This window comes from Alteromonas sp. a30, assembly GCF_026788005.1.
GTDB lineage: Bacteria > Pseudomonadota > Gammaproteobacteria > Enterobacterales > Alteromonadaceae > Paraneptunicella.
Window position 1 is genome coordinate 77,318 of record NZ_JABEPE010000008.1, and the last position, 23,777, is coordinate 101,094.

At 43.2% G+C, this 23,777-nt stretch carries 21 protein-coding genes; 9 read left to right on the forward strand and 12 right to left on the reverse strand.

Annotated features, from left to right (window positions below):
- Nucleotides 1-474 precede the first annotated feature (474 nt).
- Genes HJG39_RS09660 through HJG39_RS09670 form a run of 3 tightly spaced genes read left to right on the forward strand, consistent with a single transcriptional unit; the run spans nt 475 to nt 3,495 of the window.
- Nucleotides 475-870 (forward strand): (2Fe-2S)-binding protein, encoded by a 396-nt coding sequence (locus tag HJG39_RS09660; protein ID WP_268408775.1) that lies wholly within the window; start codon nt 475-477, stop codon nt 868-870.
- Nucleotides 860-2,248, forward strand: coding sequence for an FAD/NAD(P)-dependent oxidoreductase (locus tag HJG39_RS09665; RefSeq protein WP_268408776.1), 1,389 nt, complete (start codon nt 860-862; stop codon nt 2,246-2,248). The genes HJG39_RS09660 and HJG39_RS09665 overlap by 11 nt, the downstream gene beginning before the upstream one ends.
- A 2-nt stretch (nt 2,249-2,250) precedes the next feature.
- Nucleotides 2,251-3,495: an NAD(P)/FAD-dependent oxidoreductase gene (locus HJG39_RS09670; RefSeq protein WP_268408777.1), complete on the forward strand. Its 1,245-nt coding sequence runs from the start codon at nt 2,251-2,253 to the stop codon at nt 3,493-3,495.
- A 260-nt stretch (nt 3,496-3,755) separates the two neighbouring features.
- Here the strand turns inward: HJG39_RS09670 and HJG39_RS09675 are convergent, their stop codons facing one another.
- On the reverse strand, nt 3,756-4,658 hold the full coding sequence (locus tag HJG39_RS09675) for a phosphoribulokinase (RefSeq protein WP_268408778.1): 903 nt from the start codon (nt 4,656-4,658) through the stop codon (nt 3,756-3,758).
- Between the two features lie 201 nt (nt 4,659-4,859).
- On the opposite strand from HJG39_RS09675, the gene HJG39_RS09680 reads away from it, so the two are divergent.
- The 3 genes from HJG39_RS09680 (at nt 4,860) to HJG39_RS09690 (ending at nt 6,947) form a co-directional block, all read left to right on the forward strand.
- Complete coding sequence (locus HJG39_RS09680; RefSeq protein ID WP_268408779.1) at nt 4,860-5,459, forward strand: 3'-5' exonuclease; 600 nt, start codon at nt 4,860-4,862, stop codon at nt 5,457-5,459.
- A 23-nt stretch (nt 5,460-5,482) separates the two neighbouring features.
- A complete protein-coding gene (locus HJG39_RS09685; RefSeq protein ID WP_268408781.1) occupies nt 5,483-5,929 on the forward strand; it encodes a nucleoside deaminase in 447 nt (148 codons plus the stop codon).
- A 247-nt stretch (nt 5,930-6,176) separates the two neighbouring features.
- On the forward strand, nt 6,177-6,947 hold the full coding sequence (locus HJG39_RS09690; protein ID WP_268408783.1) for a hypothetical protein: 771 nt from the start codon (nt 6,177-6,179) through the stop codon (nt 6,945-6,947).
- 140 nt (nt 6,948-7,087) lie between these two features.
- On the opposite strand, the gene purD is transcribed toward HJG39_RS09690, so the two are convergent.
- The 6 genes from purD to prmA all read right to left on the reverse strand — a co-directional run bounded on the left by purD (nt 7,088) and on the right by prmA (nt 13,484).
- Nucleotides 7,088-8,371, reverse strand: coding sequence for a phosphoribosylamine--glycine ligase (purD, locus tag HJG39_RS09695; protein WP_268408784.1), 1,284 nt, complete (start codon nt 8,369-8,371; stop codon nt 7,088-7,090).
- A gap of 4 nt (nt 8,372-8,375) precedes the next feature.
- Nucleotides 8,376-9,161: a class I SAM-dependent methyltransferase gene (locus HJG39_RS09700; RefSeq protein ID WP_442781019.1), complete on the reverse strand. Its 786-nt coding sequence runs from the start codon at nt 9,159-9,161 to the stop codon at nt 8,376-8,378.
- A 172-nt stretch (nt 9,162-9,333) separates the two neighbouring features.
- Nucleotides 9,334-10,950, reverse strand: a complete 1,617-nt coding sequence (gene purH, locus HJG39_RS09705) for a bifunctional phosphoribosylaminoimidazolecarboxamide formyltransferase/IMP cyclohydrolase (protein WP_268408785.1) — start codon at nt 10,948-10,950, stop codon at nt 9,334-9,336.
- 112 nt (nt 10,951-11,062) lie between these two features.
- Nucleotides 11,063-11,356, reverse strand: coding sequence for a DNA-binding transcriptional regulator Fis (gene fis / locus HJG39_RS09710; RefSeq protein WP_268408786.1), 294 nt, complete (start codon nt 11,354-11,356; stop codon nt 11,063-11,065).
- Nucleotides 11,357-11,383: 27 nt separating this feature from the next.
- Nucleotides 11,384-12,382, reverse strand: coding sequence for a tRNA dihydrouridine synthase DusB (gene dusB, locus HJG39_RS09715; protein ID WP_268408787.1), 999 nt, complete (start codon nt 12,380-12,382; stop codon nt 11,384-11,386).
- A 214-nt stretch (nt 12,383-12,596) separates the two neighbouring features.
- Nucleotides 12,597-13,484, reverse strand: coding sequence for a 50S ribosomal protein L11 methyltransferase (gene prmA / locus HJG39_RS09720; RefSeq protein ID WP_268408788.1), 888 nt, complete (start codon nt 13,482-13,484; stop codon nt 12,597-12,599).
- Nucleotides 13,485-13,603: 119 nt separating this feature from the next.
- On the opposite strand from prmA, the gene HJG39_RS09725 reads away from it, so the two are divergent.
- Together HJG39_RS09725 and HJG39_RS09730 are read left to right on the forward strand one after the other, a co-directional pair.
- Entirely contained in the window at nt 13,604-14,242 is a 639-nt protein-coding gene (locus tag HJG39_RS09725; RefSeq protein WP_268408789.1) for a gamma-glutamylcyclotransferase, read from the forward strand.
- A gap of 17 nt (nt 14,243-14,259) precedes the next feature.
- Nucleotides 14,260-14,772 (forward strand): GNAT family N-acetyltransferase, encoded by a 513-nt coding sequence (locus tag HJG39_RS09730; RefSeq protein WP_268408790.1) that lies wholly within the window; start codon nt 14,260-14,262, stop codon nt 14,770-14,772.
- A 368-nt stretch (nt 14,773-15,140) separates the two neighbouring features.
- Here HJG39_RS09730 and HJG39_RS09735 read toward each other — a convergent pair whose 3' ends face one another.
- The 5 genes from HJG39_RS09735 to HJG39_RS09755 all read right to left on the reverse strand — a co-directional run bounded on the left by HJG39_RS09735 (nt 15,141) and on the right by HJG39_RS09755 (nt 22,503).
- Complete coding sequence (locus tag HJG39_RS09735; RefSeq protein ID WP_268408792.1) at nt 15,141-15,827, reverse strand: response regulator transcription factor; 687 nt, start codon at nt 15,825-15,827, stop codon at nt 15,141-15,143.
- A 246-nt stretch (nt 15,828-16,073) separates the two neighbouring features.
- Nucleotides 16,074-16,781 (reverse strand): ATP-binding protein, encoded by a 708-nt coding sequence (locus tag HJG39_RS09740; protein ID WP_268408795.1) that lies wholly within the window; start codon nt 16,779-16,781, stop codon nt 16,074-16,076.
- Entirely contained in the window at nt 16,778-19,081 is a 2,304-nt protein-coding gene (locus HJG39_RS09745) for a PAS domain S-box protein (protein WP_268408797.1), read from the reverse strand. The genes HJG39_RS09740 and HJG39_RS09745 overlap by 4 nt, the downstream gene beginning before the upstream one ends.
- A 155-nt stretch (nt 19,082-19,236) precedes the next feature.
- The gene (locus HJG39_RS09750) at nt 19,237-21,159 is read right to left on the reverse strand and encodes an alkaline phosphatase family protein (RefSeq protein WP_268408798.1); all 1,923 of its coding nucleotides are present in this window, start codon (nt 21,157-21,159) and stop codon (nt 19,237-19,239) included.
- Between the two features lie 9 nt (nt 21,160-21,168).
- Nucleotides 21,169-22,503: a DUF2252 family protein gene (locus HJG39_RS09755; protein ID WP_268408799.1), complete on the reverse strand. Its 1,335-nt coding sequence runs from the start codon at nt 22,501-22,503 to the stop codon at nt 21,169-21,171.
- 162 nt (nt 22,504-22,665) lie between these two features.
- Here HJG39_RS09755 and HJG39_RS09760 point away from each other — a divergent pair, with 162 nt between their 5' ends.
- A complete protein-coding gene (locus tag HJG39_RS09760; RefSeq protein ID WP_268408802.1) occupies nt 22,666-23,769 on the forward strand; it encodes a hypothetical protein in 1,104 nt (367 codons plus the stop codon).
- Nucleotides 23,770-23,777 lie beyond the last annotated feature (8 nt).

A 23,777-nucleotide genomic window follows, 5' to 3' on the forward strand; every position in this document is an offset into this window, starting at 1 on the left:
AATTGCTACCTTATCCTGAGTTACGCAAACACTATATTTCAATATAGGCAGAGAAAGAAGTAATCAATGAAAACCGCGCCATTCCTTGTGTTACAAAACTTTTCGCTCCCCTTTTTTAGCCCAATATGACGTAATAAAAATAACAAAAAAAGGCAATTATTTGAGCAAAATACATTAACGTCTTAAATGATTAGATTTAATTTCACAATCGGTTACATTACCTACCTTAATGAAAACCTTCGAATGTATAGTTATCTTTCCATTACTTTCTAACATTTTTCACATTTAGATAATATTTCTTTTAAGTTTTGGGTCTTATAATCCGGCGCCTTGGATATTTTTTTAACCTCGTTTAATTTTCCAATGAGGCTGGGCCGTTGGGCTGGTTGTAGGTCATGAATCAAACACGGTGATTTGGTATCTAATTTGGCCTTTTAATGGCAAAAAAATTGAATAAAAAAAAGGATAACTTTTATGTTGAACAGAAAAGCTGATATCACCCCTATTGGTGAATCCCAAATCCAAATTTATATAGATGATGAACCGGTTAACGTTGTCGAAGGCGAAACTGTATTAAGTGCTATTCATGCGGTACAGAAAAATCAAATAATGCAAAACGACTATAAAGCTAACTTAGGCGCTTATTGTGGTATGGGTATTTGCCATAGCTGCCTAGTAAACATTGACGGCAAATATAAACAGCGTTCATGCAAAACCCTAATTCGAGACGGAATGCGAGTGACGACTATGTCCAACCGTTTCAACGATATGGGTATCAAAGATAATCAGCCCCTAGTTACCAGCGCCGACTTCGAAGAAAAGGTCGCATCATCTGATCAGCCTGAAAGTGAGGATTCAAATGTCAACTAAAAATCAACAAGTTATCATTGTAGGTGGCGGCGCAGCTGGAATTTCTGCGGCAGCACAACTTGCAGAGTTCGGCATTTCTAGCAAAATTATTGATGAAGCAACGAAGTTAGGCGGCGTGGTTTACCGAGGTCCGTTACGCCACACAGAAGAGCTCCCTCATTTAGATGAATTCTATCAGAAGTCACAAAAGTCACTGCAAGACAAATATCACAACAACAAAGACAAAATCGATGTTCAGTTGGAAACCAGCGTTATTGGTCCTGACGGAGCTAACGGTTTAATTCTCTCTGATCAGAAATCACTTTCGAGCCTGAATTACGATTACCTCATTTTATCAACAGGCTGTCATGAACGTTCAGTACCTTTCCCGGGCTGGACACTTCCCGGTGTGATGATGATGGGTGGCGTGCAGCTTCAAATTAAAAGCGGCTTAGTTCGTCCCGGTGAAAAAATGGCGCTATGTGGTACAGGTCCATTGCTACCCTTAATTGCTTGTCAGTTGCATAAAGCAGGCGTTGAAGTTGAGGGCGTTTACGAAGCGAGTTCATTCACCCGACTTGCTAAAGAAGCGGTTGCCCTGCTTAACAAACCGATGCTTACCCTTAACGGTCTGAGCATGATGAGCTACCTAAAACGTAATAACGTGCCATTCCATTATGGCTGGGGCATTGTTAAAGCCGAAGGCAAAGAAGCCGTGGAAGAAATCACCGTAGCCCCTTACGACAAAGAATGGAAAGCCGATCTTTCTAAAGCGCGTACAGCTAAACTGGATTCTATCGGTATTGGTTACGGCTTTGTGGCGCGCACGCAAATTACCCAACTACTTAACCTTGAGCACGAATACTCGTATCAAAGTAGTTACGTTCCGCGTTTAAGCGGCAACCAACGTTCGAGCAAAGACAATGTTTACGTTGCGGGCGACACAAGTGGTATTTTGGGTTCTGATGGAGCCGCTTTTGAGGGCCAAATCGCCGCTCTGGATATTGCACTTCGCATGGGAGCGATTGATGCCGCGACTCATGCCTCTCGCACAAATAAAGCCCGTAAAGGCTTGCAACGTGTCAGAAACTTCCGCTTCGGCTTCGACCGTTTCTCTGAACGTCAACTAGGCATGTTGGATTTACCCGACGATGACACCGTGATTTGTCGTTGTGAGAACGTCAAGAAAAGCCAAATCGACGCCGCATTCGAACGCGGAGTTAAAGACATCACCAGCTTAAAAATGGCAACCCGTGCAGGATTAGGCGATTGCCAAGGCAAGATTTGCTCTGCTTATTGCTACGACAGATTTAAGCAAGCAGGTCATGCCGAAAGAATGGGGCAGCTACGAGCACGCTTCCCTGTAGAACCAATCTCCTTTGCCATGATGGAGGACTAAACATGAATAAAAATTACGACGTAGTCATTACCGGAGGTGGCGCTGTTGGAGCTGCTTGTGCTTATTTCTTAAGCCGTGAAAAAGATCTTAAAGTTGCGTTAGTTGACTTTAAAAAGCCGGGCAACGCCTCTCGCGCCTCAGCCGGCGGTTTATGGGCCATTGGTGAGTCTGTAGGTTTAGGTTGTGGAGTTATCTTCTTCAAAACCCTCTCTAAACAGATGAACGAAGCCAAAGAAAATGGCGGTGAATTGCCTCCACTTCGTCCGCACCAATTACCAGACTTCTTCTTTGACTTCGCATTAACGTCGAACAATATGTTCCCATCGTTACACGAAGAATTGCGCGAAAAACATAATATCGACTTCAAATTTGAAGAAACTGGTTTGAAATTCGTGATGTACGATGAGCATGACCGTGCTTACGCAGACCAAATCGCTTCTGGCATTCCACACTTAAGTGATCAAGTTAAGTGGTTAAACGCTGATGAACTGCGAGAAGAAGAGCCATACGTAACACCAGAAGCCATTGGCGCGATGAACTTCACCTGCGATCACCAAGTTAGTCCCTTTTTGTTGATTGACAGCTACACCGAAGCGGCGCGTCAAAATGGTGTCGACTTATACTTAAACACCATGGTTACTGGCGTCGAGACTCAAGGTAATCGTGTTGTTGGTGTTCGTACAGACAAAGGCACTATCTCTTGCAACACCATGATTAATGCGGGCGGCGCATGGGCATCACAATTATGTGAGTGGGCAACAGGCCATACGATTCCTGTCTACCCCGTTAAAGGCCAAATCGTGCTTTCAGAAAAGCTGCCTAAGATTATGCGCGGCTGTATTAGCACCAGTGACTGTTATATTGCTCAAAAAGATAACGGCGAAGTGCTAATCGGTTCAACGACGGAAGAAAAAGGTTACGACACAACCAATACGCTGCCTGAGCTGAAAGGCTTAGCGCAAGGTGCGTCTAAGTGTTTGCCAATTCTAAAAGAAATGAACATTAAGCGTACTTGGGCAGGTTTGCGTCCGGGAACCCGTGATGAGATCCCAATCTTGGGACCAATGGATGGCATCGAAGGCTATATCAACGCTTGCGGTCATTTCCGTACTGGTATTTTGTGTTCAGCTATTACCGGCACACTTATCAACGAAATTGTACGCGGAAAAGAAACCACGTTAGATCTTAAGCCTTTCCTTTACGATCCAAAACGTTTCGAAGATTTAGAACCGCCGTTCTACGGCTAAATAGTTGTGTTTAATTGTCAGTCACCCATAGCGATTTATCGCAAACTCGCCGTGGATACTTCCATGTAGGCTCCACAGCCGCTTCCCTGAGGCTGAGGGTTTGCTCCTAATTCTCTTGGGAGACTGATAGTTTGGAACAGGTATTTAGTTCTTGTCTTGAATAAGCATTAAAAAAGGAGCGATTCAGTTTAGCTGAATTCGCTCCTTTTTGTTTTGTCGGTCTCTTTGTTTTGGAGACCTCCCGAATTAAGTCAGTTTAGCTACTTTCCAGCAACCCAATCCATTTGCACACTCGTTCGGCGCTTCTTCTCCATTAACTCTTCAATAAGTGGCGTAAGAATCAGCTCCATTGCTAATCCCATTTTCCCGCCGGGAACCACCATAGTATTAATGCGCGACATAAACGCACCATCAATCATTTGCAGTAAGTACGGATAATCCACGTTACGCATTTCACGGCGAAAACGCACTACTACAAAGCTTTCATCGGATAGTGGAATTTCACGGGCGCTGATTGGGTTAGAGGTGTCGACCGTAGGCACACGCTGGAAATTAACATGAGTACGGGAGAATTGTGGCGTAATGTAGTTAAAGTAATCCTCCATACTTCTAACAATACTGCTCATTACCGCTTCACGGGTGTGGCCTCTGTCCGAGGTATCGCGCACAATTTTTTGAATCCATTCCAAATTTACAATAGGCACCATACCAACTAGCAAATCGACTTGCTTAGCTACATCTGCTTCATCAGTAACCACTCCACCATGTAAGCCTTCGTAGAAAAGCAGGTCCGTATCTTTGGGTAACTCTTGCCAAGGCGTAAATGTGCCCGGCATTTGGTTAAAGGGCACCGCTTCATCAAATGAATGTAAATATTGACGATGTTTACCTGAGCCGGTTTTCCCATACTCTCTGAACAAGTCCTCTAACGCGCAAAAATCGTTTGCTTTGGGCCCAAAATAGCTAATGTGTTTGCCCTGTTCTTGGGCTTTTCGAATTTCCACTTCCATTTCAGGACGTGTATAACGATGGAAACTATCGCCGGAAACCATTGCCGCCTTAATATCTAAATTATGGAAGATATGGCGGATAGCGTTAGTTGTAGTTGTTGTTCCGGCGCCAGAAGAACCAGTAATAGCAAGAATTGGATGTTTTACAGACATACTAGTCCTCTCATTAATTTGCCGCTATTTATAAGCCGGGGAACGTAAAGGGTCAAGGAATCAGGCAAATAATTTGCTGAAAAAATGCACGGCAAACGTATAAAAATGCGGGCTGATTTAACATAACAACCCCTTGAAATTGCTTTTAGGTAGGGTTTCATCCATAGTTATCAGATAGTTACCTGCTCACTGATCTTTACCATGCAAGAATTTGTTATTTACGATACCGAGTTTACCGCATGGGCGGGCTCAAAGGAAAGACAATGGTCCGAACCTTGGGAACATCGTGAAATTATTCAACTGGCTGCGGTAAAAGTACAAATCCTTGATAACGCATTGAAAATCATCGAATCCTTCAACGAATTGGTGATCCCCTCGATTAACCCGCAATTAAGTGACTACATCAGTAAACTAACGGGTATAGAACAAAACACTTTGCATAATTTGGGGGTGGACTTTCCTTCTGTACTCAAGCAATTCTGGCAATTTTGCGGTAACGGGCAACTACCCGCATTCTCATGGGGCGACGATGCCAAGATTCTGCGCGAGAATTGCCAACTTACAAATACCGCATTTCCCTCTTTCGCTCTTGGACTTTTTGATATAAAAGAACGCTTACAACAACAAAATATTAATTTCCCGAACACCTACAGCGGGCAGCTCGCTGCCAGTTTAGGTATTCAATTAAACGGCAAAGAACACAATGCGTTACACGATGTAAGAAGCATTACCGCGGCACTACAATATTGGATTGAACATGCCGGTTTGCAGCTTTCTCGTTTACTCAATTCACCACATTGATGCGCAGCATCCAAGGACTATTTATGACAGACTTTTTGCAACTCGCCATTGAAGAAGCCAAAAAAGGGCTTGAAGAAGGTGGCATTCCCATTGGCGCAGTGATTGTTCACAACGGCAAGGTGCTGGGCAGCGGACACAACAAACGTATTCAACAAGGCAGCACAACCTTACACGGCGAAATGGATGCACTGGAAAATGCTGGCAGACAACCCGCCAAGGTGTATCAAGAATCCGTGCTTTACACCACGCTTTCCCCTTGCTCAATGTGCTCTGGTGCAATTCTACTTTACGGCATTCCCAAAGTGGTTGTGGGCGAAAACCATACCTTCATGGGCGAAGAAGAATTACTGCGCTCTCGCGGTGTAGAAGTTGAAGTGGTACAAAACGCAGAGTGCATTCAGTTAATGGAAGACTTTATCGCCAACAACCCAGAACTGTGGAACGAAGATATTGGTGAAGACTGCTGCTAGTTTTGCAATTTAGCGTAAGATTTACGGAGATAAATAACGGTTATGAGCAGTTGTATTTACGCCTCTGTAACTTGCACTAAATGCGTTAAAACCCTAGGGGGTGGCTATATTTGCCAATCTTGTGAAGATGATAAACTAGAGCCAAATCCCTAGGAATCGATTTTTTTGAGATCACCAAATCAATACTTATTGGTGATCTTCTCCAGTTGAGATACTTTTTTGCAACATAATGAAGACACACTTTTTAATGAGCACTTACCCAGTATTAATTGCTGTTAGCACCCTCAGTATTGTTCTATATTTCAGCGTTACGCAGAGCAACAATCCAAACGCTTCTTTGAGCCAGAAACCGGAATCTTCGGTTCAAACAAATGAAAAAGAAAGCATTTCCTCCTCCCATCACGAAAAAGCATCTTCGACCTTATTTAAGCAAGCACAAACACATACAGAAAATGACGCATCTACAGCCACATTGAGTGATGCAATACTCTCTACTGGGTTAATCGCTTCTAGAAAAAAGATGCTATCGACAGGTCTTCGATTTTTGGATGAATCAAGCGATTTATATCAGCACTTTAAGCGTCTTTATGAAGATGAGCCTTTTAAGCTTAAAGTCATTAATAATGGCGCAGATATTATTCGCGCTCGCATTCATCCAAAGGGAAATTTGGTTATTAGCCACTCCACAGCCGAAACCTTGCAACAAGTGGCGACCGACAAAGATACGTATTTGGAAACCATCTCTACTGAAATGCATGGGCTAAATAGAGATAGCAACACCGCAGCACATCACCACGATTACATTACGAAAATGCTCTTTCCTCTTGCTGAGCAATTTGCTGTGTCTTTATATAACTTTTCGTGTTCAGATTTGCAGTGCATATTGTTAGCAAACTACCAAGAACGTAACGCTTTATTTTCTTTTATCAGCGAAATTGAGAAACAAGACAAATACATTCGAGCATGGTCGTATCCAATTAGGCATACGGATACTGAAGTGATTTATTTGCAGTTTTGATGTAGCGCTAAAATCAATAAAGCCCTGTTGTTAATTCACAACGGGGCTTTTTGTTTCAGTTTCAGTTTTAGTTTTTATGACTTCACGGTTTCAACTGCGTTTGAAAGTGGTTGAGAACCGAGAGATTAAAAACCAAGAACTTACGATTCTCTGGCAATAGCGCGGTAGCCGATATCGTCGCGGTAGTAAACGTCGTTCCACGTAATCTGTTTAACCACTTGGTAGGCAGCAGCTTGGGCTTGCGTTACGTTATCGCCAAGCGCGGTAACGCATAATACTCGACCGCCGCTAGTCACCACATTTTCACCGTCTTGCTTAGTGCCAGCATGAAACACTTTGGTTGTGTCAGAGGCTTGTGTTGGCAAGCCGCTAATCACCTCGCCTTTGGCGTAGGAATCTGGATAACCACCTGCGGCAAGTACCACACCAATGGCTGCGCGAGAATCGAAGTCGATTTGCTTTTCAGACAAGGTGCCGTTTATCGCAGCTAAGCATAGTTCCACCAAATCCGATTGCATACGCATCATAATGGGTTGCGTTTCTGGATCGCCAAAACGGCAGTTGTATTCAATCACTTTCGGCGTGCCATCTGGTGCAATCATCAAACCAGCGTAAAGGAAACCAAGATATTTGTTGCCTTCAGATTCCATGCCTTTTACAGTTGGCACAATCACTTCTTTCATAATGCGATCGTGAACTTCAGGCGTTACCACCGGCGCAGGAGAATAAGCCCCCATGCCGCCAGTATTAGGCCCGGTATCGCCGTTACCCACGCGTTTGTGGTCTTGGCTTGTGGCAAACGGCAGAATGCATTCGCCATCCGTCATCACAATAAAACTGGCTTCTTCACCTTCAAGAAACTCTTCAATCACCACGCGGCTTCCCGCTTCACCAAAACGATTACCAGAAAGCATATCTTTAATCGCAGCTTCGGCGTCTTCGCGCGTCAACGCCACTACCACACCTTTACCAGCAGCTAGGCCATCGGCTTTAATCACGATAGGAATTGACTGCTGCGCTAAATAAGCAAGTGCTTCATCGGTATCAGTAAAGGTAGCGTAAGCGGCGGTGGGAATATTGTGTCGAGCAAGGAAGTCTTTGGTGAATGCTTTAGAGCCTTCAAGCTGAGCCGCGCCTTCGCTTGGACCAAAAATCGCCAAACCTTCTGCTTGGAATTGATTCACAATCCCCGCCACCAGCGGCACTTCTGGGCCAACAATGGTTAGCCCAATGTTTTCTGATTTAGCAAACGCTAATAACGACGGGTAATCTTCCACGTCAATAGCCACGTTTTCTACACCAGATTCTAATGCTGTTCCCGCATTACCGGGGGCAACAAAAACGGTATCAACTAACGCCGATTGCGCCGCCTTGTAGGCCAAGGCATGTTCTCTACCGCCACTACCAATTACTAATACTTTCATGCAATTACTTATCTGAAGGTTTAACAAATCTTAGAGTCATGCGATCGCTTTCGCCAATCGCCATGTATTTTTCTTTATCCTGTTCACCCAATCTTAAACGAGGAAGCAAGGTCCAAACACCTTTTGGATGGTCCGCTGTGTCACGAGGATTCGCATTGACTTCGCTTTCTGCCACCAACTTGAAACCCGCTTTTTGAGCCACTTGAATCACATAAGATTGCTTCATGTAGCCCGATGTTTTTTGCATTGCTACAGGGGCAGATTCAGGTAAACGATGTTCTACCACGCCTAATTCACCGCCTTTTTTCAATGCGTTGAAGAATTGTTGGAATGCTTTCTCAACCCCTTCGTTGCCTTGACGCATGTACCAGTTGTGGATATTGCGGAAAGTTAACACGCGATCAGCTTTGCCTTCCATCGCAATGTCGTTCATTTCGGTTGGGTGGAACGTGGTCATTTTAACGTTTTTGTACGGTGCGAAATTAGCCACTTTTTCTTCGTAGCCTTTGCGAGAATTGGCAAAATACGCTGAGGTATCAGCATCAACATAGAAGTGTGCTGCATAGTATTCCCCTTTCTCTTTGAGCATTGGTGCCAAAATGTTGGAATACCAACCGCCACCCGGCCAAATTTCCACAACGGTCATTTCTGGCTTAATACCAAAGAAACGTAATGTTTGTTGAGGATGACGGAATTCGTCACGTAATCGCTGCTGTGCGGGACGCGCATCATTCGCAACAGCATCAACAATAGGGTCGGCAACGGCTACATTGGTAGCCAACATAAACATCAGAGAAGCAATGACTTTTTTCATATTAACCTTCGGTTCTTGATTGATAATAATTTCGCCATTGTAATGCATCTTCTATCCTTTCACACCGCACAAAGCGGGATTACATTTTGTGATGTAAAAATAAAATGTAACCCGATATTTTCAGTTTTTGACCAGCACTTACCATCGCTTAGTGCTTGAAGTGTCGCATACCCGTAAACACCATGGCGATACCATGTTCATTGGCAGCGGCAATCACTTCTTCATCGCGCATTGAACCACCCGGTTGAATCACCGCAGTAATACCCGCTTCGGCAGCCGCGTCGATACCATCACGGAAGGGGAAAAATGCGTCTGACGCCATCACGGAACCAGCAACTTGTAGGTTTTCATCATGTGCTTTAATGCCTGCAATTTTCGCCGAATACACACGGCTCATTTGCCCGGCACCAATGCCCACTGTCATTTGATCTTTTGCATATACAATGGCATTCGATTTTACGTATTTCGCCACTTTCCAAGTGAAGAGCAAGTCTTTCAACTCTTGCTCTGTTGGTGTGCGCTCACTTACTGTTTTTAGATCTTCTAATTCAACCATGCCAAAATCGCGTTCTTGTACCAAGATGCCGCCATTCACACGTTTAAGGTCGAATTCTTCCGTTAGCTGACCTCGCCAATCGCCACAACTTAAAACACGTACATTTTTCTTAGCGGCTAAAACTGGCACTGCATCTTGATCAACACTTGGCGCAATAATGACTTCCACGAATTGTTGTTCAATAATGGCTTTTGCTGTGTTGGCATCAAGTGGTTGGTTAAAAGCGATAATGCCACCAAAAGCAGAGGTTGGGTCGGTTTTAAAGGCGCGTTGATACGCTTCTAAAATGTTTGCGCCAACGGCAACACCGCAAGGATTTGCGTGTTTTACAATCACACATGCAGGCACATCGAACTCTTTCACACACTCAAGCGCCGCATCGGTATCGGCAATGTTGTTGTATGACAAAGGCTTTCCTTGAAGCTGTTCCGCTGTGGAAACAGACGCCTCAACAACCTCATTTTCAACATAAAAAGCCGCTTCTTGATGGCTGTTTTCACCGTAGCGAAGACCCTGCTTTTTAGTAAATTGCATATTGATAGTACGCGGGAACATTGAGCCTTCAAACTCAACACTTTCTTCATTGTCATCGGCAACGACTTCTTCATAAGCCGGTAACATCGTACCGAAGTAATTAGCAATCATGCCGTCATACTGCGCCGTATGCTCAAATGCTGCAATCGCTAAACTAAAACGCGTTTCGCTAGACACTGAGCCGTTGTTTTGACGCATTTCGTTCAAGATTGTGGTGTAGTCGCTCGCATTCACCACAATGGTCACATCTTTGTGGTTCTTTGCGGCTGCACGCACCATAGTTGGACCGCCAATATCAATGTTTTCTACCGCATCTTCGAAGGAGCTGTCTTCTTTGCTTACGGTTTGTTTAAACGGATATAAATTCACTGCCACTAAATCGATCGCTTGAATGCCATGAGTCTCCATGATTGACTCATCTTGCCCTCTACGTCCTAGAATTCCACCATGCACTTTAGGGTGTAATGTTTTTACTCTGCCATCCATGATTTCTGGATGACCCGTGTAATCAGATACTTCAATAACGGGGATGGCATTTTCAGCAAGAAGCTTGGCTGTGCCGCCAGTGGATAGAATCTCAACACCTTGGTCGTACAATGCTTTGGCAAACTCTACGATGCCGGTTTTATCTGAAACACTTAATAATGCTCTACGGATGGGCTTGGCGGAATCCATGAATACTGAACCTCAACTACCTTTAAATACTAAAATTGGACCAAATGGTTAAATTAAACAGGACAAAACAAAAAGGCACCCAGTTGGGTGCCTTTTATCAGTGTAGCGTATCTTAGTTCATGCCGTACTGTTTTAGCTTTTTACGAAGGGTACCGCGGTTGATGCCCATCATTAACGCTGCGCGAGTTTGGTTGCCGCGCGTATAAGTCATGATTTCCTCTAGTAGAGGCGTTTCCACCTCAGCCAATACAAGCTCGTACAAGTTATCAATATCTTGGTTGTCTAATTGCTTAAGGTATTTGTTTACCGCTTGCTTAACCGAGTCACGCAATGGCTTTTGCGCTTGCGTTTGAGAAGGAGTTGTTACTGTCGTAGTAAATGGAGAAGATACATTTTGATCAAACATGCACGTCTGCTCTTTAGTTGTTTTAGGTTATGCGGCTGGTGAAACATGACCTGAGTCATCACCAACCCTCCGATTAAAATAGGTTTCCAATGCATCAAACTGCGCTTCGGTGCTTTCTAATGCATTGAAAGTTTTGCGGAATGACCTCGTTGGATCTTGCCCCGCCAGATACCACCCAACATGTTTACGGGCGATTCTGACTCCCAAATATTCACCGTAAAACCGGTGTACATTACCGATATGAGAGCACAATGTACTCTTTACTTCGGACAATGTTGGCGCGGGAAGTAATTCGCCAGTGTGCAGATAGTGTTCAATCTCTCGAAATATCCAAGGATTGCCTTGAGCAGCACGCCCAATCATCACACCATCTACTTGAGTATGTTCCAAAACGAATTTTGCTTTTTGTGCTGAACTAATATCGCCATTCGCTATTACTGGAATAGAAACCGCCTGCTTTACTGCTTTGATGGTGTCGTATTCTGCTTCACCTTTGTATAAACAGGCTCGCGTTCTACCATGTAAAGCTAAGGAACAAATTCCGTTGTCCTGAGCAATTTGGGCGATATGAACGGCGTTTTTATTTTCCGTATCCCACCCCGTTCTGAATTTCAAAGTGACGGGGACTGGCACTGCATTTACGACGGCTTTAATAATCGCCTCTACCACATCCGGGTACTGTAACAATGCTGAGCCCGCCAACTTTTTATTCACTTTCTTAGCCGGGCACCCCATATTAATGTCAATAATTTGAGCACCATTTTCGACATTATGCTGCGCAGCAATAGCCATTTGTTCCGGTTCCGAACCTGCAATTTGCACAGCTCGAATACCTTCGTTGCCGCCGTATTCCATTCGCTTTCGAGACTTTTCTGAATCCCATACTCTAGGATTGCTCGATAACATCTCGGATACAACTAAGCCAGCACCTAACGCTTTACATAACTCCCGAAAAGGTTGATCTGTCACACCAGCCATTGGTGCAAGTACCAAATTGTTTTCCAACTGATAAGGACCAATGCGCATGATTTTAGATCGATTAATATTGGGCAAAAAATGCTCAGCTCTAAAAAAGGGCGCTAAGTGTACGGTTTTTTTGTGGACTTGAAAAGGCTATAAATTAAACAAAAGTTAATTTTTTTGTAAGGACGATGGAAAACCATACAACACAAGGGCTAGAGGGGTAAAAACCTTGCATTTCCTAGCATAAAATGCGCGAGCGATCCATGCTCTTTTGCGGTTATTTTAAAGGATGTTTTTTACCCGAAACACGCGACCATTCGGTTTCCAGTGCAATTGCTTCCATGTCGAAGTCTTGAGAATACAAATCTGCGATACGTTGAGCTTGAACATCCAAAATTCCCGACATCACTAAATAGCCTTCTGGCTTACAATAATCAGAAATCGTTTCACGTAACTCACCTAACGGACCAGCCAAAATATTAGCCATCACTAAATCGGCTTGCATTTTGGGTTGATCTGCCGGCAAGTAAAGTTTCAGCTTATCCGCCACACCATTTCGTTCAGCATTGGCCTTGCTGGCAATTAACGCTTGAGGGTCGATGTCGATACCAATGGCTTCTTTCGCACCTAATAATAATGCCGCAATCGCAAGAATGCCGGAGCCGCAACCGTAATCCACAACGACTTTGTCTTTAACATCGAATTTATCGAGCCATTGTAAACATAAAGATGTTGTTGGATGTGTGCCTGTACCAAAGGCCAGACCGGGATCGAGCATAATATTCACTGCATCAGGGTTCGGCACATCGCACCAGCTCGGGCAAATCCACACACGGTCGCCAAACTGCATTGGATGAAAATTATCCATCCATTCCCTTTCCCAGTCTTTATCTTCAAGCTGATCTAGCTTGTATTTGAAGCCTTCTCCCAACACATTGGCTTTTTCTAAACGAGTAACCACTCCCTGAACATCAAATTCGGCGTCGTATAAGCCAATCACTTGAGTTCGTGGCCATAACGTGACTTTACCCAATTCTGGTTCAAAGATTGGCGTGTCCTTGGCGTCCATGAAGGTAACGGCCTGTGCACCATTGGCTGACAACATTTCACCAATTTTTTCTGCATGTTCTTCTTCTGTATTTATCTTTAACTGGATCCAGGGCATGAGGTGTCCTTGAGAAATAAACATTATTCGCGCAGTATAACATTGCAAAACGCTCACCTAACGCAGCTTTTTTATTGGTGATCACTTTTTTAAAGAATAGAGGAGAGCACGCAAGCATTATGTCTGAACAACATTACGTCTTAGGCTATGGCAGCTTAATGAGCCACGATAGCCGCTATCGATACAGCAACATTGACGCCAAGGGCACTCCAGTATTGCTTTCTGGTTGGCAACGAGGATGGGTGGTGAACTGCCCTATTGAGAAATTCACCAGTGTTGGCGCAACGGAAAACGAACACGCACAGCTCAATGCGTTATTAGTCCCAGTTGATGAAATAACCCCCGAATTGCAAAGCAGAGAAAAGAACTACCGCTTTTCGCCTGTGGACCCTTCACAAGTCATCCCTTTTAATGAAAGTGATGAGGTCCCTCAATCTCAAGCGAAATTTTGGGTTTGTGAAGTGCTTAATCCGTCGCAGCCGTGTGAAAATCACCCTATTTACCAATCGTATCTGGATACCTGCATTGCAGGTTGTTTAGAAAGCGCCAACGAAAATTTCGCCTCACTCTTTATTACCTCAACCTTCGGCTGGTTGAATGCCCACAAGCAAGACGAAGAGAAACAGCAAGCACATTGGGTTAACGACAGAGATACACCGTTTTATCCTCGTGCAGCCAGTATCAATGAGGAAATCGCGGAGCGCATCGACGACCTACTTGCACAACTAGACGTACTCCCTTATCGTCAGGAAAAATAGTAATAACAGCACCCAACATGAACACATTATTGGCGCTTGAAACACAAAGACTTAACCTTCGTCAATATCGACTCGACGATGCCGCTTTTATTCATTCAGTTATGAATGACGCCGACTTTATTCGTTTCATTGGCGATCGCGGCATTGTTGATGAAGCCTCTGCCATATCAAAGGTGATTGAACCGACACTTTCCGGCTATAAAACACTAGGGTTTGGCATGTTGGTCGTTGAGGAAAAAAGCTCGGGAGAGAAAGTGGGCTTGGCAGGTATTTTGAAAAGGGATTTCTTGGATTATCCCGATCTTGGGTATGCCTTTGCCAAGGCCGGACGTGGAAAAGGCTACGCTTTGGAAGCAACACAAGCCTTGATGCAAACAGCAAAACAGCAAAATGTTGCTGATAAAATCGTTGCAATTGTTGATCCCGCGAATGCAAGTTCAATCGCTTTATTGGAAAAGCTAGAGTTTAGGTATGAAAATGAAGAAGTGAAAGGCATTGAAGGTCCTGTTCACCTCTATCTTCATGATTGATAAAAATTGGTTCGTCCTTGAACCGATGGTGAATAGGGAGGGATAGTCCCAATGAACCAACTACTTCGGTCATGTACTTGGTTACTGAAATCAATACTACCTTGTTAATACTTCATTAACGTTTTTCCAATATTTCTGTAATGTTTCACATCGTAAAAAATCCCTCATTTTTTGATGTAACACCGTTTTTTATTGAAAATAACCTGCCTTCGTGTGAAAAATCACATGGCTATCTTGATAAGATTGGGAGAATCCTAGAAAAGAGGGAATGAACGGACAATCACTTCAGAAATAACGCAGAGTTGGTTTCTGTCACCATCAAGCAGTGAGCACGTTACCAATGAACCCACTGCATTTAAAAACACGGCCTATCCTCGTGAAAGTTTATAGCCCAATCCTTTTACAGTAATGATTTTTTCTGGCTTTTTTACATTCATTTCGATTTTTTTACGCAATCGGCTGATAGTAATATCGATTGCCCGTGTACTCTCAGGTCCTTCTAAGTCATTGAACATATCAATCAATTCTTCTCGACTGTATGTCCGTCCCGGATGTCTCGCTAAGGCGGTCAGTAATTGAAATTCGTGACGCGTTAACTGCACCTCAAAGCCTCTATCATCAAACAATGCTTTGTCGGACATATCTAAGCGCCACCCATGAAAGTGAACTTGGTTGTCTAGTGCTTTATCAACAACACCACTTCGAGACAAAATATTGTTTACCCTATATAAAAGCTCCTTAGGCAAGAAGGGTTTGCATAAGTAATCATCCGCGCCAAACTCCAGCCCGGCAACACGATCATTTCCTGAGGTCCTGCCCGAAACGACAATAATAGGAATTGAATTGCTCGCTCTGAGGCGACGTAACAGGACTAAGCCATCTTCATCTGGCAAAGTTAAATCTAGAACAATTAAATCAATGTGATGATGCTCAATTGTCATTAAGCAACCAGCCGCGTCCTCACACTGAAGCACCTTAAAGTCGTTCAATTCTAAATATGCGGCGATGACCGACAGCAATTGCTCATCATCTTCTACTAGCAGCAAGGTCGTCAAAGAAAGCCCCTATCAATACAAGATCCGTTATTATTTTTTTCGTATTTGGTAGCGATTAAGGCAGGCCCGCTTTATTTGCTAATAAAGCGAAGATGGCCAACCACACCTTTAAATTGCACGCCATCTTTAATTATAGGAGATATAAAAATAATTTTATTAAAAAAGGTTAATTATATTTTCTAATTCAACTATTATTACCACAATTATTTGATAATTATCATTTTTTTATGATGCAGAATAACGCCATTAAACCGTTTTTGTTGGGAAGCGTAGCCTAATTATAGTTCCTTGATGTGAATCAGGAGATTCAACAAGTAACTCTCCAGAATGAACGAACATAATTTGTTGCGCACAAGTTAACCCCATTCCCGTAAATTGACTCCCATTTCGAGTAGTAAAAAAAGGAACAAATATTTTTTCTTGCAGTTCTGGAGCAATCCCGGGGCCGTTATCGATCACCGCTATTTCAATTTTTTCTTCTACTAATCTTTGTACTTCAATGAAAATTTTTTTATCGTCTAGCGTAGAATCTTGCAATGCTTCAATTGCATTTCGACAAACATTCATAAGAGCGCGACTTAGTAAATTCTCATCCACCGTAATAGTCTTAACTTCGGGTGATATATTCACCTGTAATTTTTGTTCTTTAGGCAAAAGTGTTAGAAGTAGACTTTCAAATCTCAGCATAAAAATATGCATGTCCACTTCTTTCAAATTATGGCGAAAACTATTACCATATTCGGAAACGGCTTCTGTGATATTTCTGCCTCTCTCAATGTATTTGATTATTTTTTCTAACGAATAATGTGCTTGGCTAGGTAAGTCTGAATCCAGCAATGCTATCTCAGACATACTCAAAATTAGCGCAAACACATTGTTCACATCATGGCTTGCTCCGCGAGCAAGGGCTTCCAAATAAGCTCCGGGAGCGTTGGGGTCTATGGATGTACTCATTTAAATAACTCATGTATGGAGGACAACAACTTATCTCGAGAAAAAGGTTTCTGTAGTATTGGAAAATTCGTTAATGCTTCATTATTGGTTCCTTGATAACCACTCATTAACATAATTTTTGTCGAAATATTTGTGTCTTTGATTTTATTAATCACATCGATCGGTTGCTTTTCACCCGGCATGAGAATGTCAGATAAAAACAGATCGAAGCTTTTTTCGCTCAACATCTGCACCGCCATTTCTGCATTGTGACAACTCGTTACTTGATGCCCATCACGGCTTAGAATGGCAGCAGTCACATCTAACAAGTCCATTTCATCATCCAGTAACAGAATGTTTAATGCCTTGGTGTCGGATTTGTCTGGCAAAACTTGGGGGCTTTTAGTAACGGCTGGCTGGCATAATGGCAACCAAATGTAGACCGTTGTGCCGACGCCCTCTTCACTTGTCATCCCCACAAATCCATGACTTTGCCTTGCAAAGTTATACACCATACTTAGCCCTAAGCCGGTTCCCGCTCCGTTCGGCTTAGTGGTAAAAAAGGGTGTAAAAACCTTTTCCAAATCATCTTTGGCGATGCCACTTCCAGTGTCTTTCACGGCAATCATGCAATAATCTTGTGTGATCTCGTTCGATGGCAAATATCCCACCGTGCAATTTCCCGGAGGGCGGCTTAATCCAACAACAATATTAATGCAGCCTTGGTAATCGATGGCATCACGGGCATTAATGGCCAAATTAATCAGGCAATCTTCTAAGTCAGTTTTATTTACGCTGCACCAAATAGGCTTATCTTCCAATGACAAGTGACACTCGATGGCTTTGGCAAACGACTTATCAAGCAACAACGAAGCGTCTTTTACGCAGGCTTGTATATGATTGGCGGTCTTCTCGGAATGAGATACCTTGGAAAACTGTAATAGCTTTTGTGTGAGTTGCGCGGCTCTATCTACCGCTTTTGCTATTTTCTTAACATAAATATCCGCACCTTGTTGTGCTTCAACTTCACTTGAAAGCAAATCTATATTTGATTTGGCAATACCCAACACATTATTAAAGTCATGGGCAATGCCTCCAACCATGACATTCAAAGACTCCAAATGACTCGCTTGACGCATCACTTCTTCGGAATGTTTCTTTTGAGTGATGTCTGTCTGGAATCCTAAAAATTTAACGAGATTGCCATCATCATCCTTGATTGGTGTAATGGTTAAACGGATCCAATAACTCTTGCCAGCCTTGTTATAATTCAATACATCACAATCAACCGTTTCCCCCTTACTAAGCTGATCTCGAACGTATTCTTTTGTTTGCTCAGATGTTTTAGCACCGTGTAGTAGCTGCGCAGGATGTTGCCCAATGACTTCTTCAAGTGTATAACCCGTCAGCGTTTCAAACCCCTGATTGACCCAAGAAATACGGCGCTCTTGGTCACACACTAATACGCTTAAATTGGAATACTTCACGATATTTGAGAAGTGTTGTAATTCTTCTCGCATCGACATTTGCACTGAAATGTCTTGATAGGTGCCTACAATCGCTTTCGGTTTTCCATTAGGTAGAGATTCAACATAACCACGAGCATGCACATATTTTTGGCGGTTTTTAGGGGTGAGTAAACGAAACTGGATAGAGAAGGACTCCCCCTCTAACACCGCCAGCTTTAAACACTGGTGCACTTTATCCCGATCATCAGGGTGATACATCGCTAAGCACTCTTGCCATGTTGGCGCGATATCTGAGTAAGGCAGATCATGTATCTCAAACACACGCTCAGTCCATGAAATAACAAGGGTTTCCAAGTCGGCCCGCCAAAAACCAATACCTGATAATTCTTCCGATAAGTAAAAGTAATCCGCTTTTAAGTCTTTGCGATATAGCCCACGATTTAGCATATAACTTGAGCTATTTTCGATTTCTGCGGTGCCATAGAGTAAGCGCGACGAGGCATCGCTTTTAAAGCTCCATGTGAGAAATCCATCTTGCCCATTAGCTTGCGCAAAGCGCGTACAAAAGCGGGTATTGCACCCGGGCTGAGAGCAGAGTCGAACAATCGACTCCGTTGCCACATCTAAATCATCTGAATGCACAAAATCTAGCAGACTTCGTCCAATGATGCTTTCCAGCTCTAAGCCGAAAAAGTGTGTGCCAGCTTGATTTAAATATTTGATTTCAGCTTGTTCATCACAGATGCAACAAATTCCTGAGCATTGCTCAATAATTTCAACAAGCGCATTTGGGGATAAGCTTTTTATATCCGATACGGCAGGATGCTGAGATTCGGAGTGAATAGAAGACATTAATTACACTACACCTTGTCAACGTCATTTATTAATGACTTAGGAACAACCAATAAAAACACCGACTTTCTAGTTTCTCACTAACTTAAAAACTAGAAGTCGGACGTTTCATCAATAATTCAAAGGTGTGTCTCTAATATTTCTAAAGCAAAATACTAGGTTTGTTTTTCGAATTTAACCTTAGTTTCATCATGACAATACAACTCAACACGGACTCGATTATTGTCTGCATTAAAGTACACCCGACTAATGGCTGCATTATTCGCCAAAGTGCCACCTGAATGCAGGCTTGGTTTTCGAGGACGTATCGATAAATGCCGACGCTTTGTAAACCAATTAAATAGTGACCAACGCCCGTACAGAAATTGATTAAGCTTGTCGAAGAACCGAATCAATTTGTCAGGAAACGCATTTTTAATTCCACTACAAGTTACCTGAATAACTCGCGCTTGTTGATCATCACGCGCACCTTTGAGAAAAACATCGTAAACAAAAGAATAGTGCACATCGCCAGAAAGTACCGTGATTTGATCGGGTGTTCTTTTATCAAGGAAAGTTTCAAGAATGACTTTTGCGGTTCCTTTATGGGCCATCCAGTTTTCCGCATCGACCATTAACGCTTTGCCAAAAAACGTAAATATTTTCTGAATGGCTTCAATTAATTTAACGCCAAAAATGGGCGCGGCCGAAATGACCATCACGTTTTCTTGATCGTAAAGCTCTTGTTGTAAACGTGACAATGATTCCCAATCCATTAATCCTGAAGGCTTATTATCGCCGTCTTCCGAACGCCAGCGATGGGTTCGCGTATCCAACACAACACATTTAGGTTCCGTTGGTAACACATAATCCCAATTGGAGAAGGCTAAAAGCTCTGTGATGAAGTCATCCTGTTGTTGCATTTCCAGTGCAGAAAAACAACGATTTGCAAAAGGCATTAAGCCTGAAAATGCGTCTGGTGCGTTCCCTAACCCTTGGAATAGCCAATACCCTAAAAGCGCATTACCAATGATGCGTCTGGAATACGCATTGCCATACACCACCTGCTCCCAACCACGCGTTAAATTCCAATCGTCGGTGACATCATGGTCATCAAAAATCATATACGTTGGGATATGCGCGAATACGCGCCTAACAGCGGGTAACTCCTGCTTAAATGACTCAATTATGACTTTTTCTGACTCATATTGTTCCTTAAATTTAGGCGCGACATTATGCATATCTAAGTCGACAAAAGACCACAGCTCAGGCGACCACACCAATAAATACATGGCATACACTTCGGCTGCCGTAATCAAATGATTGTCGGTGTGAATTGAGGTAAATACTGGTTTCTTTTTCCCTTTGAAAAACCACTTTTCTACCTTTTCGTTAGCATCTTCGTCGGGTAATAAATGAATACGTTGATAATAGCAGTGCTCGTGTTGATATAGCGCTTCGGCATTTTCAACTAATGTGCCCTCTAACCGCTCAGAGTGTAAACCAAGCAAATTAATGACTTGATGAATTGCCACCAACAGGGGACCAGCGACATCATCAGCATAGATTTGATCTCCTGCCATCATCAACATTGCAGGTCGTTCTAAAATCGGTTCGCGCGAGAGGTGAATATCGATTTGAGATAAGGCATCTTGCGAATGGAAATGTGGTCTGCGGCAGGAACCGTGATACAAGTTATCAATTTTTTTCTTAAACAAAACTTGTGGCTTTTCTGCGCCGTTTAACGCCAAATCCGGCATAATCGCAGCGAGTTTATTCCCTGAACTCTGACATTGGAGATCATATTCTACAAGGGTATTTTCCAACAAAGGCTCTGCGAAACGGAAATGTAGTAGGCGCACAAAAGCACGCTGTCCGATGGGAATGCAATGATGGGTTAACTGGTCATCACCTTTTGCCGTTGACACGCTGTATTGCGCTAACTTAGTCCGTTTTTCATCAGATTGATAAAGTGCTAGATCCAAGGTTAGGCCGCTATCCAAAGTTGTGACTAACCAAATCACTAAATCATCATTCGTCAGCCGACGCACCATTGGCCCACAAACGATTGCTGGCAGACTATTTGATTCTTTTTCCATGATAAACTTCTATCCTGTTTCAAGCATTTCTTTGACTATAATATAGTCTTCAATTGTTTGATTTGCATAGGCTTTTGCTGATTCCAATAAAACATCTACATGCTCTGGTAATATTTCCATCACAGCCTGCTCAAAGCGATGAGAACGTCGATCTCCACGGCAATGTGCTAGCGCTAATGCCGAACCACATTCGTGTGCATACGATACCATGCCTGAGCAATTTGACGATTCACTTAATCCCAATAATTCAGGTTTGATGCCGACTTTTGCATGATGTCGGGATCTTACAAGCCAATGATGTCCACGCCATTCCACATCGTCTAAAACAAGATCTGGACGACGTTGCATACGCTGCTGACAAGTGACCGTTAAGTGAGCAGCATTTTGCTGATTTTGTGGCGCGTAGTTAGCAAAATACGTAACAGGGGCGGCAACTCTTTGTTGTTTTACCTCAACGATATGGCACAGCGGTAAGTCTGCTTCTTGATTAAAGCGTTTGGGGCCAACCAGCAAATAATACCGCTTCATATTTACGGAGCCAGTGCCAGCGCCCAGACGCTCCGCAACATCAAGAATATCATCGTCAACATAGGGACGAAAAACGGATTTAATTTCGGAGAATAAGGGATTCTCAACCTTACTCAGCTTAGGTGAAGTAAAATCAAACTGTGGACCACTAGCCTCAATATCAATCAATTTAGCCAAAGCGCTTTTGGTCGTAAAATGTTTACCTCCAGCCGCTCGCTTCTGCGCTTTTTTCTCTAATTTACGCAGTACATGGCCTTTTTTAAATTGATTTAACACATAACGGCGATCTACTTCACCGCAACAGAGCTTTTCACACATAGTTACATAACTCGCCAAAAATGCATGAAGCGATTGCGATAATTCAACATCCGACACTGTACTTTTTATCCTGTCCAACGCCACTTCATCAGTCTCAACCTCACTTCGAATAACGCGTTGGCAGTAGTCCTGAGTTAAATGCAACGACACTAGAAAGCGCAACAAATCCCACGTTGCATGACCAACACACGCATCATCAAAGTCATTTGGCGCAAAAATAATGGTATCCCCATGTGAACCTTCTTCCGAAAAGAAGCCAAAATTAGAAATGTGGCAGTCACCCATTATGCAAGTTAATAGTCGCTTATCCGCTAGTGACTCAGGCAATGTGATCACAGCATTTTTTATATCGTGATAAAACAAAGAGGCAGCACCTCGAAGGAAACGAAATGGGCTACCTGCCATGATTTGATGCTTGTAGAGGGCTGGTTTCTTGTCAGGGCGAGCCCCGTCAACGTAATCAAATACCTGACAAATTACCTGCTGTCTTGTTTTCATCGCCTATTCCATACACCCTTAAATTATTCACTTTCATCAACATAAAGGTTCCGATGACCTTTACATGTTTATTTGGAAATTGATCACATAAAATGTCATTACCCAAGCGTTTAATCATCGGTTAGAATGCCTCGCTTAGGACGTTATTCATGGAGAAGAGTCGTGATTATTAGACTTCTCACACTACTATGTTGTATGAGTTTAGCAACCCTCACATCTGCGGCACAGGAGTCGCGCATTCCGCTGAAAAGTTACTGGATAAAAAACACGCAAGGCGATGTCATTTTCGACCCCCAAACTTCTGCGCTTGTTTATCGACAAGGACAACTCTTAAGTATTGGAGATGGTAGCGCACATAAAGACATGCAGTTGCAACTACTTCCTATCGACCCCTCAACGGCGATATTATCGGAGAACACGTTTCCCCTCGCTCAATCTAACGCTGTTAAAAACGGGTGTTTTTCTCCGTATTTAGATTATGGTCCCGACTTGGAAGGTATGGCAATGCATCCGAATGATGAAAAAGTGATGATCATCGTTACCGAGGATGCCTATCACTTTGAGCTAAAGGGAGATTGTTTATCTCGATACGGAGACACAGGCTCAACTAAACACCCAACCGTATTACTTCGTGTTGAGATTCAAGACGACCAGTCAGGCATTATTACCCATACCAAGCCGCTTCGCTTCCCGAAAAAGTACCGGATTGGCAACTCGCCAAATGATGGTGTGGAAGGGTTAACCTTTGGTGCAGGAAACACGCTTTATTTGGGGCTAGAAAAAGACGCGAGTGGTCATGCTCGCATTTTTGAACTGCAAATTACCGACGCATTCTGGGAGTCACCTGAGGCGGCAACCGTCAAAGACAGTGGACTTGATATTCCTCACATCGAAGACGGTAAAAACCATCCTATCAATGCATTGGCCTATTATGCAGACTCAAAAAACAGTGGCTTTTTGCTGGCTGCTGCACGAAACGACAACCAAGTCTGGATTATTGATACGTTGAAGCAAAAGCCTAGCAAGATAGTGTATTTGGACTTTCTCGCAGAATCCTTGAGCGAAAACTGCCCCAAATGGGAAACGATGAACAATTATTCTATTGAAGGCATGACTGTGGTTAATCAAAATTTATGGCTCATTAACGACCCTTGGAAGGTGAACTACCCTAAAAATGCCACCTGTAAGGATATGCTGCCGTTTTATGAAAGAATGGCACCTTTATTAACTAAGCTGCCTTTAAAACCCGAATGGATTAGACGTTAGTGCTCAAA